Source organism: Rhodococcus sp. NPDC019647 (assembly GCF_044389235.1).
In the GTDB taxonomy this organism is placed as follows: domain Bacteria; phylum Actinomycetota; class Actinomycetes; order Mycobacteriales; family Mycobacteriaceae; genus Rhodococcus_F; species Rhodococcus_F oxybenzonivorans.
In genome coordinates this window covers 475,161-489,341 of sequence record NZ_JBIRXS010000004.1, presented here as the reverse complement: position 1 = coordinate 489,341, position 14,181 = coordinate 475,161, and the positions used below count along the sequence as shown (strand labels likewise).

Annotated in this window: 15 protein-coding genes; 10 read left to right on the top strand and 5 right to left on the bottom strand. The window is 65.5% G+C overall.

Features of this window, described 5'->3' with window-relative positions; genetic code table 11:
* Window positions 1-47: 47 nt before the first annotated feature.
* Both ACH49N_RS12370 and ACH49N_RS12365 read right to left on the bottom strand, forming a co-directional pair.
* Entirely contained in the window at window positions 48-1,229 is a 1,182-nt protein-coding gene (locus ACH49N_RS12370; RefSeq protein WP_358272111.1) for a 4-hydroxybenzoate 3-monooxygenase, read from the bottom strand.
* Window positions 1,230-1,319: 90 nt separating this feature from the next.
* A complete protein-coding gene (locus ACH49N_RS12365; protein WP_317767378.1) occupies window positions 1,320-2,060 on the bottom strand; it encodes an IclR family transcriptional regulator in 741 nt (246 codons plus the stop codon).
* Between the two features lie 128 nt (window positions 2,061-2,188).
* Between ACH49N_RS12365 and ACH49N_RS12360 the strand changes: the two genes are divergently transcribed.
* From ACH49N_RS12360 to ACH49N_RS12340, 5 genes are all read left to right on the top strand, one after another.
* Window positions 2,189-3,466 carry an aromatic acid/H+ symport family MFS transporter gene (locus ACH49N_RS12360; protein ID WP_250767614.1) on the top strand — a complete coding sequence of 426 codons (1,278 nt, stop codon included), beginning with the start codon at window positions 2,189-2,191 and terminating at the stop codon, window positions 3,464-3,466.
* Window positions 3,467-3,554: 88 nt separating this feature from the next.
* Window positions 3,555-4,031, top strand: coding sequence for a VOC family protein (locus ACH49N_RS12355; protein WP_109334005.1), 477 nt, complete (start codon window positions 3,555-3,557; stop codon window positions 4,029-4,031).
* A 38-nt stretch (window positions 4,032-4,069) separates the two neighbouring features.
* Window positions 4,070-4,471 carry a VOC family protein gene (locus ACH49N_RS12350; RefSeq protein WP_358272114.1) on the top strand — a complete coding sequence of 134 codons (402 nt, stop codon included), beginning with the start codon at window positions 4,070-4,072 and terminating at the stop codon, window positions 4,469-4,471.
* Between the two features lie 46 nt (window positions 4,472-4,517).
* Window positions 4,518-5,261 carry a GAF and ANTAR domain-containing protein gene (locus ACH49N_RS12345; protein ID WP_358272116.1) on the top strand — a complete coding sequence of 248 codons (744 nt, stop codon included), beginning with the start codon at window positions 4,518-4,520 and terminating at the stop codon, window positions 5,259-5,261.
* Window positions 5,262-5,451: 190 nt separating this feature from the next.
* A complete protein-coding gene (locus ACH49N_RS12340) occupies window positions 5,452-6,846 on the top strand; it encodes a wax ester/triacylglycerol synthase family O-acyltransferase (protein WP_358272117.1) in 1,395 nt (464 codons plus the stop codon).
* Here the strand turns inward: ACH49N_RS12340 and aztA are convergent.
* A complete protein-coding gene (gene aztA / locus ACH49N_RS12335) occupies window positions 6,798-7,460 on the bottom strand; it encodes a zinc ABC transporter ATP-binding protein AztA (RefSeq protein WP_358272119.1) in 663 nt (220 codons plus the stop codon). The genes ACH49N_RS12340 and aztA overlap by 49 nt on opposite strands.
* A gap of 19 nt (window positions 7,461-7,479) precedes the next feature.
* Here aztA and aztB point away from each other — a divergent pair, with 19 nt between their 5' ends.
* From aztB to aztD, 4 genes are all read left to right on the top strand, one after another.
* Entirely contained in the window at window positions 7,480-8,334 is an 855-nt protein-coding gene (gene aztB / locus ACH49N_RS12330) for a zinc ABC transporter permease AztB (protein WP_358272121.1), read from the top strand.
* 42 nt (window positions 8,335-8,376) lie between these two features.
* Window positions 8,377-9,639, top strand: a complete 1,263-nt coding sequence (locus ACH49N_RS12325; protein WP_358272122.1) for an ABC transporter — start codon at window positions 8,377-8,379, stop codon at window positions 9,637-9,639.
* The gene (gene aztC, locus ACH49N_RS12320; protein ID WP_358272123.1) at window positions 9,636-10,562 is read left to right on the top strand and encodes a zinc ABC transporter substrate-binding protein AztC; all 927 of its coding nucleotides are present in this window, start codon (window positions 9,636-9,638) and stop codon (window positions 10,560-10,562) included. The genes ACH49N_RS12325 and aztC overlap by 4 nt, the downstream gene beginning before the upstream one ends.
* A gap of 63 nt (window positions 10,563-10,625) precedes the next feature.
* On the top strand, window positions 10,626-11,834 hold the full coding sequence (gene aztD / locus ACH49N_RS12315; RefSeq protein ID WP_397504528.1) for a zinc metallochaperone AztD: 1,209 nt from the start codon (window positions 10,626-10,628) through the stop codon (window positions 11,832-11,834).
* A gap of 56 nt (window positions 11,835-11,890) precedes the next feature.
* On the opposite strand, the gene ACH49N_RS12310 is transcribed toward aztD, so the two are convergent.
* Window positions 11,891-12,325 (bottom strand): carboxymuconolactone decarboxylase family protein, encoded by a 435-nt coding sequence (locus ACH49N_RS12310; RefSeq protein ID WP_358272127.1) that lies wholly within the window; start codon window positions 12,323-12,325, stop codon window positions 11,891-11,893.
* Window positions 12,326-12,466: 141 nt separating this feature from the next.
* Between ACH49N_RS12310 and ACH49N_RS12305 the strand changes: the two genes are divergently transcribed.
* A complete protein-coding gene (locus tag ACH49N_RS12305) occupies window positions 12,467-12,835 on the top strand; it encodes an MmcQ/YjbR family DNA-binding protein (protein WP_109334021.1) in 369 nt (122 codons plus the stop codon).
* On the opposite strand, the gene ACH49N_RS12300 is transcribed toward ACH49N_RS12305, so the two are convergent.
* A complete protein-coding gene (locus tag ACH49N_RS12300; RefSeq protein ID WP_358272129.1) occupies window positions 12,819-14,168 on the bottom strand; it encodes a TIGR01777 family oxidoreductase in 1,350 nt (449 codons plus the stop codon). The genes ACH49N_RS12305 and ACH49N_RS12300 overlap by 17 nt on opposite strands.
* Window positions 14,169-14,181 lie beyond the last annotated feature (13 nt).

The window sequence follows — 14,181 nt, the reverse complement described above, 5'->3', positions numbered from 1 at the left end:
CTCCGCCGCCTGTGAGTACTTATCAACCGCCCGCGGTTAATAAGTACTCACAGCTCGAGCGGGGTACCCACATAGTTCTCGGCGATGAGGGTGCGTCCGGCGACGGATCGGGTGACCATGTCGAGTTCGGCGATCTGCCGCTTGTGGCCGAATCCGGTGTCGTCGGGGAGCCGGTGCAGCATCGAGGACATCCACCAGGAGAAGTGCTGGGTGCGCCAGACGCGCGGCATTACCGTGTCGGTGTAGCTGTCGAGCCCGGCCCGACTGCGGGTGGTGAAGTATTCGGACATCGCCTTGGACAGGAAGTAGACGTCGGCGATCGCGAGGTTCATGCCCTTCGCGCCGGTGGGCGGCACGGTGTGGGCGGCGTCGCCGGCCAGGAAGAGGTTGCCGTGCTGCATGGGTTCGCACACGAAGCTGCGGAACTGCAGGATCGATTTCTGAAAGATCTTGCCGTCTTTGATTTCTGCGCCCTCGCCGTCGACGCGGGCGTGCAGTTCGGACCAGATACGGTCGTCGGACCAGTTGTCCACCGAATCGTCGGGGTCGACCTGCAGGTAGTGCCGCTGCACCTGCGGGGTGCGGGTGCTGATCAGCGCGAAGCCGCGCGGGTGGTTGGCGTAGATGAGCTCTTCCGACGACGGCGGGGCCTCGGCGAGGATGCCGAACCAGGCGAACGGGTACTGACGGAAGTGGTCCGTCCGCACGGTGGTCGCCGGGATCAGGGCGCGGGTGCTGGTCCGCGACCCGTCGCATCCGCCGACGAGGGCGCACGTGAGGGTCTGTTCGTTGCCGTCGGCATCGCGATAGGTGATTTTGGGGGATTCGGACGTGTGGTCGTGCACGTGCACGTCCGATACGCCGAAGCGGAGGTCACCGCCGTCCGCGAGCCTGCGGGCGATGAGGTCCTTCAGCACCTCGTGCTGCGGGTACACCGTGACCGCGCGGCCGCCGGTGAGTTCGTCGAACGCGATGCGGTGCCCCTTGCCGCCGAACCGCAGTTCGATGCCCTGATGGGTGTGCCCCTCACGCTTGATGCGGTCGCCGAGCCCGGTGTCGACCATCAGATCCACCGTGTTCTGCTCGAGCACACCGGCGCGGATCGTGCCCTCGACCTCCTCGCGGGTGCGGGTTTCGAGTACCACCGACTCGATGCCCTGCAGGTGCAGAAGGTGGGACAGCATCAGTCCTGCGGGGCCTCCGCCGACGATCCCGACCTGTGTGTTCATGCGCAGACTCCTCGCGTAGTTCGTGACACCAGTCACTGTTGCGCCCGAACCGCACTACCGACACCCCCACTTTCACTGAGTGAAAGACGATTAGGCGACGCCGCGGGAGATGCCCCGTGCCGCCGCCCGCACGGCGGGAATCAGCGGTGCCGGATCCTTCTCCGCAGGCACCACGACCGACACGGCGGCCACGACCTCGCCCGTCGACCGCGACACCGGCGCTGCCACGGCCAGTGTCCCGACATTGAGATGTTCACGGCAGGTGACCCATCCGGTTCGGCGAATGTCGTCGAGGGTGCTCCGAAGCCGGTGTTCGGTGATGATGGTCGCCGGGGTGAAGCGCTCGAGACCGGCTGCGAGCACGGCGTCGAGCAACTCGCCGCCGCCGAACGCCAGCAGAACCAGACCACCACTCGACGCGTGCAGCGGCAGCCGTCCCCCGGCACGCCCGACCACGGTCACGGCACCCCGCGCGGACAGTCGCTCGATGTACAGCGCTTCGAGTCCCTCCCGGACCACCAGCTGGACGTTTTCGCGGGTGGCCTCGTAGAGGTCCTCGAGATACGGCAGCGCCACCTGCCGCAGTCCGTGGGCGCGCGGCGCGAGAGCCCCCAATTCCCACAGCTGGACCCCGATTTCGTAGGTTCCGTCGTCGGCCCGCTCGAGCGCGCCGTGTTCCACCAACTGCCGGCACAGCCGATGCACGGTGGGCAGGGGTAGACCGGTACGCCTGCTCAACTCCGACTGGGACAGACGCGGCCGTTCCGACGTGAACGCACCGAGAACGAGAAATGCCCGGCCCAACATGCTGCGTTCGTCGGCTCCGGCCATGCCGCCAGTATTCCGCGTGTGGTGCGGCGCACCGACGCCGTTTGACACGGATATATGACTCACCCCACAATCGGTGCGCAATATGAACTTGTGTTCAACTAACGAACACTGCTGAAGCCGAGGATCTGATGACCACTTCCGAAAGGAGCGCGATGCGCTCCTCCACTGCCCTCTGGGTCGCACCTCTCTGCTGGGTGGCGGTGTTACTCGACGGGTTCGATCTCGTGGTGCTCGGCGCCGTGATCCCCTCGCTGCGGGACGACGCCGACTGGAGTCTGTCTACAGGCACGATCACGTTCATCTCGACGTTCGGCCTGGTAGGCATGACGATCGGGGCGCTCGTCATCGGCACACTCACCGACGTGATCGGCCGCAGGCGCGCGCTGCTGTACGCGGTCGCGGCCTTCTCGCTCTTGACGCTGCTGTGCGCGGTAGCGCCCAACCCGTTCTTCTTCGGACTGTTCCGGTTCCTCGCCGGCGTGGGCCTCGGTGGCGCACTCCCGACGGCGCTTGCTCTGGTCAACGAATTCTCGAAGAAGCAAGGCGGCGGTTCGGCATCGACCCTGCTGATGACCGGGTATCACGTGGGTGCGGTCGCGACGGCCGCGCTGGCCATCGTGCTGATCGAGCCGTTCGGCTGGCGGTCGATGTTCGTTGCAGGTGCGCTGCCCGCGATCGTGCTGATTCCCCTGATGTTGCGTTACCTCCCCGAATCGCCGTCGTACCTCCTCGCGCAGGGCAAGCGTTCCGAGGCCGAGGCCATCGCGAAGCAGTACGGACTGGAACTGGAACCCGCGCCGGCCGCTGACGCACCCGTCGCGTCCGCCACCAATCCGGTGCGCGCCCTGTTCTCACCTCCCTTCCTGCGCAACAGCATCGCTATCTGGGTCACGTCCTTCATGGGACTTCTGCTTGTCTACGGACTCAACACCTGGTTGCCGACCATCATGCGGGAAGCCGGATACAACCTCGGGGCCTCGCTCACCTTCCTGCTCATCCTCAATGCCGGCGCGGTGGTCGGACTTCTGATCGCGGGCGGCGTGGCCAACAGAATCGGCCCGCGTCCTGCGGCGATCATCTGGTTCGCCGGCGCCGCGGTGTTCCTGGCGTTGCTCAGCGTCAAGGTGTCCTTCGGGATTTACGTGCTGGTGTTTCTCGCCGGGTGCTTCGTGTTCAGTGCGCAGGTGCTGGTCTACGCATTCACGTCGGCCAACCATCCGCCGCAGATCCGTGCGACCGCGCTGGGCTGGTCTGCAGGCGTGGGCCGCGTCGGCGCGATCTGCGGCCCCATTCTCGGTGGGGTGATGCTCGGAGCCGGTTACGCCGTCCCGTGGGGCTTCTATGCGTTTGCCCTGGTGGGGCTGCTCGGTGCGATTGCTGTGGCTACCACTCGGACGGTCCGCTGAGATTCGTGGCCGCCGGGCGATGAGTTTCGGGCATGTGCGTGGTCCATATCGGTGAGGATTGATCGAGAACACCCGAGAGGACTACGCCATGAAACCCATCACCCCTTGCCTCTGGTTCGACGACCGCGGTGAAGAGGCAGCAAAGTTCTACACCTCCCTCTTCCCGGACTCACGAATCACCGACGTGACCTATTACGCGCCCGGCACACCCGGCCCCGAGGGCAAGGTGATGACGGTGTCCTTCGACATCAACGGGCAGCCGTTCACCGCACTCAACGGCGGCCCGCAATTCACGTTCAGCGAAGCCATCTCGTTCGAAGTGCGGTGTAAGGATCAGGACGAGGTAGACCGATACTGGGCGGCTTTCACGTCAGACGGTGGCGAGGAAAGCCAGTGCGGGTGGGTGAAGGACCGCTTCGGAGTCTCCTGGCAGGTGGTCCCCGAACGCCTGTACGAGCTGATGAGCGACCCCGACACCGCCGCGGCCCAGCGCGCAGTTCAGGCGATGCTCCAGATGCGCAAGTTGGACATCGCCGCACTCGAGAAGGCGTTCGCGCAGCCGTGAACTCGGGCGAGGAGGGGTGATGAGAAGGGGATGACACCGTGACCGCACAGCGCAAGACACACATCACCGGGGTGCATACGGTGGCCGTGCCTGTCACCGATCAGGACAGGGCCCTCGAATTCTACGTCAGCACACTCGGTTTCGAACGCCGCATGGATGCCGAGTTCGGCGAGGGGCAGCGCTGGGTCGAGGTGGCACCCCCGGGATCAGTCACGTCCATTGCCCTGGTTCCGGAACGTGAGGGCGCACCGGCCGGCGTCGAGACGGGCATTCGGCTGTCCACTGCGGACGCCGACGCCGATCATGCGACTCTCGCGGCGCACGGTGTCGATGTGGACGCGGAGGTCATGCGCCTCGGCGACTACGTACCGCCCATGTTCTATTTCCGAGATCCCGACGGCAACCGGCTCGTACTCGTCGAACTGCCACGCGAGCACTAACCGAACACTCGCCTCCCAGACGTTCGTCGGCGCCTACGATGAGGTAGTGACCGACGACGTCCGGGAAGAGTTACTGATCAAGGCCTTCGTGGACCTGGGCGGACATCTGGTCGCCAGCGACTTCGATCTGTTCGAATCGCTGAATTCTCTGATAGAGCACAGCGTTGCGCTGTGCAGCATGGCAGCTGCCGGTCTCGTTCTCGTCGACGGCGCCGGTGATCTGAAAGTCATGGCGTCCAGCGATGAGAACGTTCGATTCCTGGAATTACTCCAGCTACGGACGGGCCACGGGCCGTGCCTCGATACAGTGCGTTCCGGTGAGCCGTGCTCGAGCGTTGACCTGTCTGCCGAAACGGGCCGCTGGCCGGAGTTCGTCGAACATGCCGAGTCGCTGGGCTATCACGCCGTGTACGCGGTTCCCTTACGGTGGCGCGCCGAGACGATCGGTGCGTTCAACCTACTCCACATCGAGCGCCGAGAGCTCCCCGCCCGCGATGCGAGAGTGGCGCGTGCGCTGGCCGATCTCGCAGCCATCGCGATCGTCCAAGATCGGGAGATTCGGGCCACTACGGAACTGAACCACCACCTTCAGAATGCACTCGACACACGCGTGGTCATCGAACAGGCGAAAGGTGCATTGGCGGAGCGCGGTGACCTGGAATTGAGCGAGGCGTTTCACCTTTTGCGTGCCTACTCCAGAAGACGCAGGCTTCGGTTGACCGATGTCGCTGCGGGCGTGACCGACCGCAGCATCCCGTGCGAGCACATTCTGCAGACACACCGCCGGTAGCCGCCTCCACTCATCCGCTTGCCACGCCGCCCGGCTCGCCGATACACTCGGGCCCATCACCGCCCTGGACCCCGCCGGTGCCATGAAGAATGCATTCCGGCGGCGTGAGGGGTTGAAGTGATGAAAAGCCATCCGGCAAGTGCGCGAAGCAGTCGTCCTTCTGAACGTCGGTAACAGAAGGATTCATCGCATGCTGCTGCCGATGTCACCGGTGGACTCACTGTTTCTACTCGGCGAATCTCGCGGGAATCCCATGCACGTGGGCTGTCTTCAGCTCTTCGAGCCCCCCGACGGCGCCGACGCGATGGACGTGCGATCCCTGTTCGATCGCACCCTCGCCGACACCGAGGTGTCGCCGAAACTTCGCGAGCGAGCGCGTCGTTCGTGGAGCACACTCGGCCAATGGGGTTGGGAGGAGGACGAGAACTTCGATCTAGGGCATCACATCCGCCACGATGCACTTGCACGGCCCGGCGGAATGGCCGAACTCTTCGCCCTCTGTTCCCGCCTGCACGGAACACTTCTCGACCGCCATCGTCCGCTCTGGGAAGTACACCTGATCGAGGGTTTGGCCGACGGTCGCTACGGCGTCTATACGAAGCTGCATCATGCCGTCGCCGACGGCGTCTCGGGCATGAAAATGCTGCACGGTGCGCTGAGCAAAGACCCGGGTGATCGGAATATGCCCCCTCCGTGGGTGAAGGCCGGTCGGCCTACCCATCTGCGCGTGGTGAGGCGCGACGAAACCCCGTCGCCCAGTTCCGCCGCACGAGTTCTGGCCGCAGCAGGGTCGGTGGTGCGTGACACTGCGAGCATCGTTCCCGCCCTTGCGTCCGCCACCGAGAAGGCGCTGCGTGCTCAGAGTGGGCACCTCGCATTCACGGCCCCGAAGACGATGTTCAACGTTCCTATCGCCGCCGCACGCGAATTCGCTGCGCGGTCATGGGCGATCGAGCGTCTCGAGCGAATCGCGGACGTGGTCGACTACACAGTCAATGACGTGGTCCTCGCGATGTGCGCGGGCGCTTTGCGCACGTATATGCAATCGTTGGCTGCACTGCCCGATCGGGCTCTGATCGCCATGGTCCCGGTGTCGTTGCGCAACGAGGCACGGGAGAGCCGCACCGGCAACGACGTTGGACTGCTGATGTGCAATCTCGCCACCGACCTCGCGGATCCGGCGCGGCGCCTCGCGGCGATACGGTCGTCCATGCTCGAAGGCAAATCGGCTCTGCGCGCAATGAACACCGCGCAGGTTCTTGCATTGAGCGCTATCAGCGCCGCGCCTCAGGCGTTGACGATGCTGCTCGGGCGATCGATGGGTATGCCGCCGCCATTCAACGTAGTGATCTCCAACGTGGCGGGGCCCCGCACGCCGCGGTACTGGAATGGCGCACGGTTGGATGCGTTGTACCCGTTGTCGATTCCGGTCGACGGTCAGGCCCTCAACATTACCTGCACCTCCCGAGCGGGAGACATCTCCTTCGGCTTGACGGGCTGCAGACGGACCGTCCCGCGTCTACTGCCGATGCTCGACTACCTCGACGACGAACTGCGTGCGTTGGAGGAGGCCGTCGGCACCTGAAGAGACCCGGCCGTCAACGTCAGCGTGCGACCGGCGCGCTCGGCATCGAGCAGTTCGTGGGTGGCCACGACGACGATGGCACCTCGTGCGGCTTCTTCGTCGATCACGTCGTTGATCACGGCGCGGGCCTGCGCATCGAGTCCGGTGGTCGGCTCGTCGAGGAGCAGTAGGTCACCGCGTTGCACGAGCGCCTGAGCGAGCAACGCGCGTTGCCGTTGACCGCCCGACAGCGTACCTACTTGCCGCGCAGCGATATCCGTGATGCCGAGCCTCGTCAACGCGGCCTCCACAGCTTGGCGGTCGTCGGGGGTGAGGCGGCGAAACAGTCCGCGGCGCTGCCACGCGCCCATGCCGACGAGCTCGCGCACCGTGAGGGGCAGGTTGTCCCCGACCGCCGTGCGTTGTGGCACGTAGGCGACGCGCCGCCCGCGGAGGCCGTCGATGCTTCCGGCCGTAGGGCGCAGGATGCCGGCCAGTGCGTGGAGCAGCGTCGACTTGCCGGACCCGTTGTGCCCCATGAGCGCGGTAACCGTCCGCTCGGTGAACGATGCGCTGACACCGCTCAGCGCCACGGCGGTCCCGTACCGCACGGTGAGTTCGCTTACGACAATCATTATCGCTTAGGTTAGCACCATGCAGTGGCTACTCGATCCGTTCATGGTGTCTTTCGTTCGCCGGGCGTTGTTCGCCGGAATGCTGGTCTCCGTTCTGTGCGGGTTGGTGGGCACCTGGGTGGTGGTACGCGGAATGGCGTTCATGAGTGAGGCCATCTCCCACGGGATGTTGCCCGGCGTGGCGGTCGCGTACCTCGCGAGCGCCAACCTCGTCCTCGGCGCAGCCGCGAGCGCGGTGGTGATGATTCTCGGCGTGTCGTGGGTGTCGAAAAATTCCCGGCTGTCCGAGGACACGGGCATCGGTCTGCTGTTCGTCGGAATGCTCGCACTCGGTGTGGTCATCGTCTCGCGGGCACGATCGTTCGCGGTCGATCTCACGGCATTCCTGTTCGGGGATGTGCTGTCGGCAACGTGGAACGATCTGATCTGGCTCACCGCAGCCGTTGTCGTCGCAGCCCTGATCTCCGTGGCGGCCTATCGGCCGTTCGTTGCTCTGGTCTTCGACGAACGCAAAGCACACACACTGGGACTGCGCCCGCGGTTGGCGCACCTGGCGCTGCTCGCCCTGGTAGTCCTCGCCGTCGTAGCGTCGTTCCGCATCGTCGGAACATTGCTCGTCTTCGGACTCCTGGTTGCACCGTCCGCCACCGCGGCACTCTTCGGCCGCTCGCTTGTCGCAACCATGAGCCTGGCCGTGTTGCTCGGATGGTCGGCCACAGCCCTCGGACTGATCGTGTCATGGAACGCCGACACCGCCGCGGGCTCCACCATTGCCGGACTGGCCGTGCTGCAATTCTTCGTCGCCATACTCATCCGAACTGCAGTGATGCGCCTTCGTGCACCGAGTTCGCCCGCGCCTGTGCCGATTGGCTAGCCTATCGGCAATGATTATCATTAATAATAGATGGAGTGCATAGTGCAGAACACGACACTGGTGCGCGCGGCGATCGCCACGTCGATCGCCGCGCTGATATCGACCGGGTGCGGCTCGGACGCGACGGGCGAGACCGCGCCCACCGGCCAGACCAGGCCGGGCAGCGATCTCGCGGCCGAAGCAGGAGCCACCGAGGTAGAGGGACCCGAGCCTCGACTGGTCGTCGCAGACGCGCTGTCCGGCCGTGTCGACGTCCTCGATCTCACGACCGCCGATAAGGTCCATTCCTTCCAATTCGACCATCCGACGGTCCTCACCACAGTCAAGGACCGCTACGCGTTCGCAGTCGATGCATCGGGCGGCACCGTGCATGTGGTCGACGCCGGATCATGGACCATCGACCACGGCGACCACAACCACTCCTACACCAAGGCGCCCATGGAGATCGGCAAGCTGACCGGCGAACAGCCGGGAGCCGTCGTGATCGGTGACGACAAGGTCGCCACATTTTTCGATGCCGACGGCCGCGCCGACGTGATCGACTTCGCGCAGCTGCGCAAGGACAGCGCCGAGGTCGGCGAGGTCGTGCCGTCCGCATCTGCGCACACCGGAATGGTGATACCTGTCGCCGATCGCTACCTCGTATCCCGATCGGGCACCGGCGCAGGGGCTTTCGTACCGGCTTCGTTCGAGCTCCGCAACGCGGACGGCCGGGTGGAGACGGCATTCGACGTCGCGTGCCCTGCAGCGAACGGACACGCCGTCTTCGACTCCTACGCGCTCGCGGCGTGTGACGACGGAGTCTTCCTCGCACGCGTCACCGGCGGACAGTGGACGGCGGAGAAGATTCCGTACCCGGAAGGCATCGGACCGAGCAACCGCCCCACCGCGTTCCGGGGGACCGACGGAACGCCCCTCCTGGCCGCGACAGCGGGATCACCTACCGCCAATGACGGTGTGCTGCTGCTCGATCCGTTGACCCGCCACTGGACCCACGTTCGGACGCCCGCCGCGGCGCTCGACGTAAACCTGTCCGGCGACGGACGCTCGCTCTTCGCCGTCCTCGCCGACGGCACCTTTCGGGTGTTCGACGCAGCGTCCGGGGCGGAGACGGCATCCGCCCCGGCCTTGACCGGCGACGAGCTGCACGAGTCCGCAGCGATCACCGTCGGCGGCAATCGCGCCTACGTCACCGACCCGGAAGCGAAAGCCGTGATAGAGATCGACTATCGAGACAACGCACGAATAGCGCGCAGGCTCGATGTCGGAATTTCCGCCTCCTCGGTCAGCGTCGTGGGTTCATGACCGCGACGTTGCGGCGCCTGGTGCCGCTCGGTCTTCTGCTCGCGCTCACCGCCTCGGCCGTCACCGCGTGTACCTCCTCCGCCTCCGATGGCCCGTTGGTGGTGGTGACGACGAACATTCTGGGCGACGTGGTGGAGAACGTCGTCGGGGATCAGGCCGACGTCATGGTGCTGATGCCGAGGAATGCCGACCCGCACTCGTTCGAGATCTCGGCGCCGGAAGCCGCACGGGTGGAGAGCGCCGATCTCGTCGTATCAAACGGACTCGGACTCGAAGAGGGACTGGGAAGCACCGTCGAAGCTGCACGGGCCGAGTCGATCCCGATTCTCGAGGTCGGTGAGCGTGTGCGGCCCATCGAATACGGCACCGGGCAGTCCTCGGGCTTACTGGACCCACATATCTGGACCGATCCGGACCGCATGCGCGAAGCTGTCGCCCTTGTTCGCGACGCGGTCATCGAGCACGTGACCGGTGTGGACGCACAGGTGATTCGAGATCGATCCGATGACTACTCGGGTCAACTCGAGGAGCTGACCGAGCGGATGACGTCTCGGTTCGCAGGCATTCCGGAAGAGCGCCGCACACTGGTCACCAACCATCATGTATTCGGCTATCTCGCAGAGCGATTCGATTTCGAGGTGGTCGGCGCGGTCATTCCGAGTGGGACCACGCTGGCGTCACCCAGCGCTTCCGACCTGTCGCAACTCGCCGCCACCATCACTTCCGCGAAGGCGCCGGCAATCTTCGTGGATTCGTCACAACCGAATCGGCTCGCCGAAGTGCTGGCTTGGGAGGCGAGGTTGCCCGTCGCCGTCGTTTCCCTGTTCACCGAGTCACTCGGGGACGTGGGGTCGGACGCCGGGACCTACATACAGATGATGGACTCCAATTCCCTCACGATCAGCCGGAGCCTGGCGTCGTGACACATCGCCACATGCACATTCATGGCTTTGACAATCATTTGCGATAAGGAGTACTTCTCATGGGTGACCCTTTTGCGTAGATCTCCCCTGCCCGCGGCCGTTGTTGCTCTAGGACTCTCGGCTGCGCTTTTGACTTCCTGCTCTTCCGACTCGGCAGACGCTGCCACCGACAACGCAACGCGCACCGATTCGGCGACGCCCCGACTCGCGTTGAGCTACGACGGAGGTGTTCTCGTGCTCGACGCGAAGACACTCGATGTCGTCGGAACCGCCGAGATGGACGGGTTCAACCGCCTCAACCCGGCGGGTGACGGCCGGCATGTACTCATCAGCACGGGCAGCAGTTTCACCGCGCTCGACACCGGAACCTGGACAGACGGCGACAGCCATTTCGTCAGTGATCCGGCTGTCACGGACATCTCGTTCGACGCGACGACGCCTGGGCACGTGGTCCGGCACGACGGCAAAACGGTGCTGTTCGACGACGGCACCGGCCTGGTGCGCGTCTTCGACCCGGCAAAGCTCGCCGATGGTCTGCCCGAGACCACCGACTACACGACACCGGAAGCGCACCATGGTGTGGCGGTGGAACTGTCGGACGGCAGCATGCTCACCACGGTGGGCAACGAAGACGAGCGGACCGGCATCGTCGTACTCGACCGCGACCGCAAGGAGATCGCGCGCAACGAGGAGTGCCCCGGTGTACACGGCGAAGCCGTGGCGGCGGACGAAACCGTGGTTGTCGGTTGCCAGAACGGCCTGCTGATCTACCGTGACGGCGTCATCACCAAGGTGACCAGTCCCGATCCGTACGGACGCATCGGCAACCAGGCCGGGGACGAGAATTCCCCGATCATCCTCGGCGACTACAAGACCGACCCGGACGCCGAGCTCGAGCGTCCTCAGCGGATCAGCCTGACCGACACCACCATCGGACAGCTGACGCTCGTCGACCTCGGCACCAGCTACACGTTCCGTTCCCTCGGCCGCGGTGTGCACGGTGAAGCGCTCGTCCTGGGTACCGACGGCGCACTGCACGTGATCGATCCCGCGTCCAAGACGGTGACCCGTACGGTGCCGCTGATCGACCCCTGGACCGAGCCGGAGCAGTGGCAGTCGCCCCGGCCCGCCCTGTTCGTGCAGGACGGCACGGCCTACGTGACCGATCCGGCGAAGAACAGGATCCACGCGGTCGACCTCGAGTCCTGGACCGTGTCCGATTCGGCCGATCTTCCGCAGACGCCGAACGAGATCACCGGCGTCACCGGCTGATGCAGTGAAGGCGTATCGGATTCGGACCCGCAGGGGTGGGTCCGAATCCGATACCGTCACGACGCGTCGGTTGTGCCCGCGAGCGGACCGAGTTCCTCGTCGAGGGCTTCCTGCACCACAGCCATCGCCGACAATCCGGCGGGGGCACCGCAGTAGGCGCTGGCGTGAATGACCGCCTCCACGATCTCCGTGCGGCTCAGACCGTTTCGAAGCGCTCCGCGCACATGCCCTTTCAGCTCACCGTGCGCCCGCAGTGCAATCAGCATCCCGAGGTTGAGCAGGCTACGGCTGCGCCGATCCAACCCGGGCCGGTTCCATACAGCACCCCAGACGTGTTCGCTGACGAATTCCTGCAGAGCTTCACTGTCGGTACCGGCAGTGCGGGTGAGTGCCCGCTCGACGAAATCGGCGCCCATCACCTCGCGGCGCACTGCCAGCCCCGCCTCGACTGCGGGACTTCGACCACCACCGGCCGGTTCTGCTTCGGTCATCGGTTCACTCCTGTTCCGGTGCCTCGATCGTCACCACCGTCACTCTACGAACTCCCAGCTGCCGTGCTCCCAACACCCGAGCCATGTCGGTGCGGCCGGATATAACGGAACCCGACAACACGAGGAAGTGTGGGAGCTGTGATGCCGACCGAGCACGAGGTGCGCACGATGATGCTGGCTCTGCCAGAGGCACACGAGGTGGTGGTTGCCAACTGGGGTGACCAGCCGACCTTCCGGGTGCGCAACAAGATGTTCGGTCTGGTCGGGTACGGCGCGCCCACGGTGTGTCTGAAAGCCACCCTCGAAACCCAGACCGCCCTTGTCCAGGAAGATCCCGAAGTGTTTCTGGTGGCGCCGTTCTTCGGGCGCTGGGGGTGGATCGACGTGGTTCTGGAGGCGGTGACGTCGACCGAACTGGCGGAGCTGGTCGAGGAGGCGTGGCGCCTCACCGCCCCCAAACGCGTCGTCGCCGCGTACGACAAGGAACGGGGTGCTACTCCCCTGTCGTGAATCGCCCGAGCTGATGCCGCAGGGCACTTTCGAGATCGGGGCGCCGGAACCGGTGCTCGCGCGAGAGAAGCCGTCCCGGGACAACTCGCTGATTCGCGAGGGCCAGTTCTCGGGCCCCTTGCTCACCCAGGAGTAGTTTGGGTCCGAAGTCGGGCACCGGTAGGAACGCCGGCCGGTGCAGCACCGACGCAAGTACCGCCGTGTACTCCTCGTTGCGCACGGGGTTCGGCGCGACGGCATTCACGGGACCAGTCAAGCGCGTGTCGACGACGGCCCGATGGTAGATGTCCACCAGGTCGTCGAGGTCGATCCACGACAACCATTGCGTACCTGCACCGAGCCGGCCACCGAGTCCCACCTCGAAGAGTGGCCTCTGCAGCCGCAGGACACCACCTTTCGGCGATTGAACGATACCGGTCCGCACGGTCACCACCCGCACGCCCGCATCGGAGGCGGAAGCGGTCGCACCTTCCCACTCTGCCACCGTGTCGGCGAGGAAGCCGTCACCACGCTCGTCGTCTTCGTGCAGGAGCTCGTCGCCGCGGTCCGGACCGTAGTAGCCGATCGCCGACGCAGTGACGAAGACCTTGGGTCCGTCGGGAGTGGAAGCGATCAGCTCGGCCAGCCGCCGAGTCGGTTCGATGCGGCTGTCCCGAACGGCACGGCGGTGGCTGTCGGTGAAGCGGCCCGCAATGGACGCGCCGGCGAGGTGGATCACCGCGTCGACACCCGCGAGGAGATCGGCGGCCGGAGCGGCCGGGTTCCAACGCCGCTCGTCCGGGATCTGCGGCGTGCGGCGCACCAACCGGACGACCCGGTGCCCTCCCGTGGCGAGAAACGCGGTGAGAGCCGAACCCACCAAGCCCGAACTACCGGTCACCGCGATCGTGCGGGAACCCGGCGCCAGGGTCGATGCCCACTGGTGGCGGGCCATGTCGTCGGCGACCTGGCGATGCCGGTAGAGGAACGTCGAGGTCAGGAAGCGGCCCGGGACGGCGGTGTCGACGCGGTCGGTCATCCGGGTCTCGTCTTCGGATACGACCTCGAACGTATGCGTGTGCCGCCACGGCACCAGCAGCCGCATCGGGAGCGCCGCCGAATAGTCGACGAACTGCCGCGGCGGGTCGTACCCCGCTGGGTCGTGTCGGGCTGTCCACCGCAGGCCGCCCGGCAAGCGCAACACCGCCCGCCCCGCCTTCAGGGAATCCGCTTCCTCGTCGAGCGACAGCGGCTGCCACGGCGGCGACAGCCGAGTGAAGGCCCCGGGTCTCGTATGCCACGCGAACAGCTCGTCCCGCGCGGATCGGATCACGCTCGAATGCACGATGCCCATCACTCGACCCTAG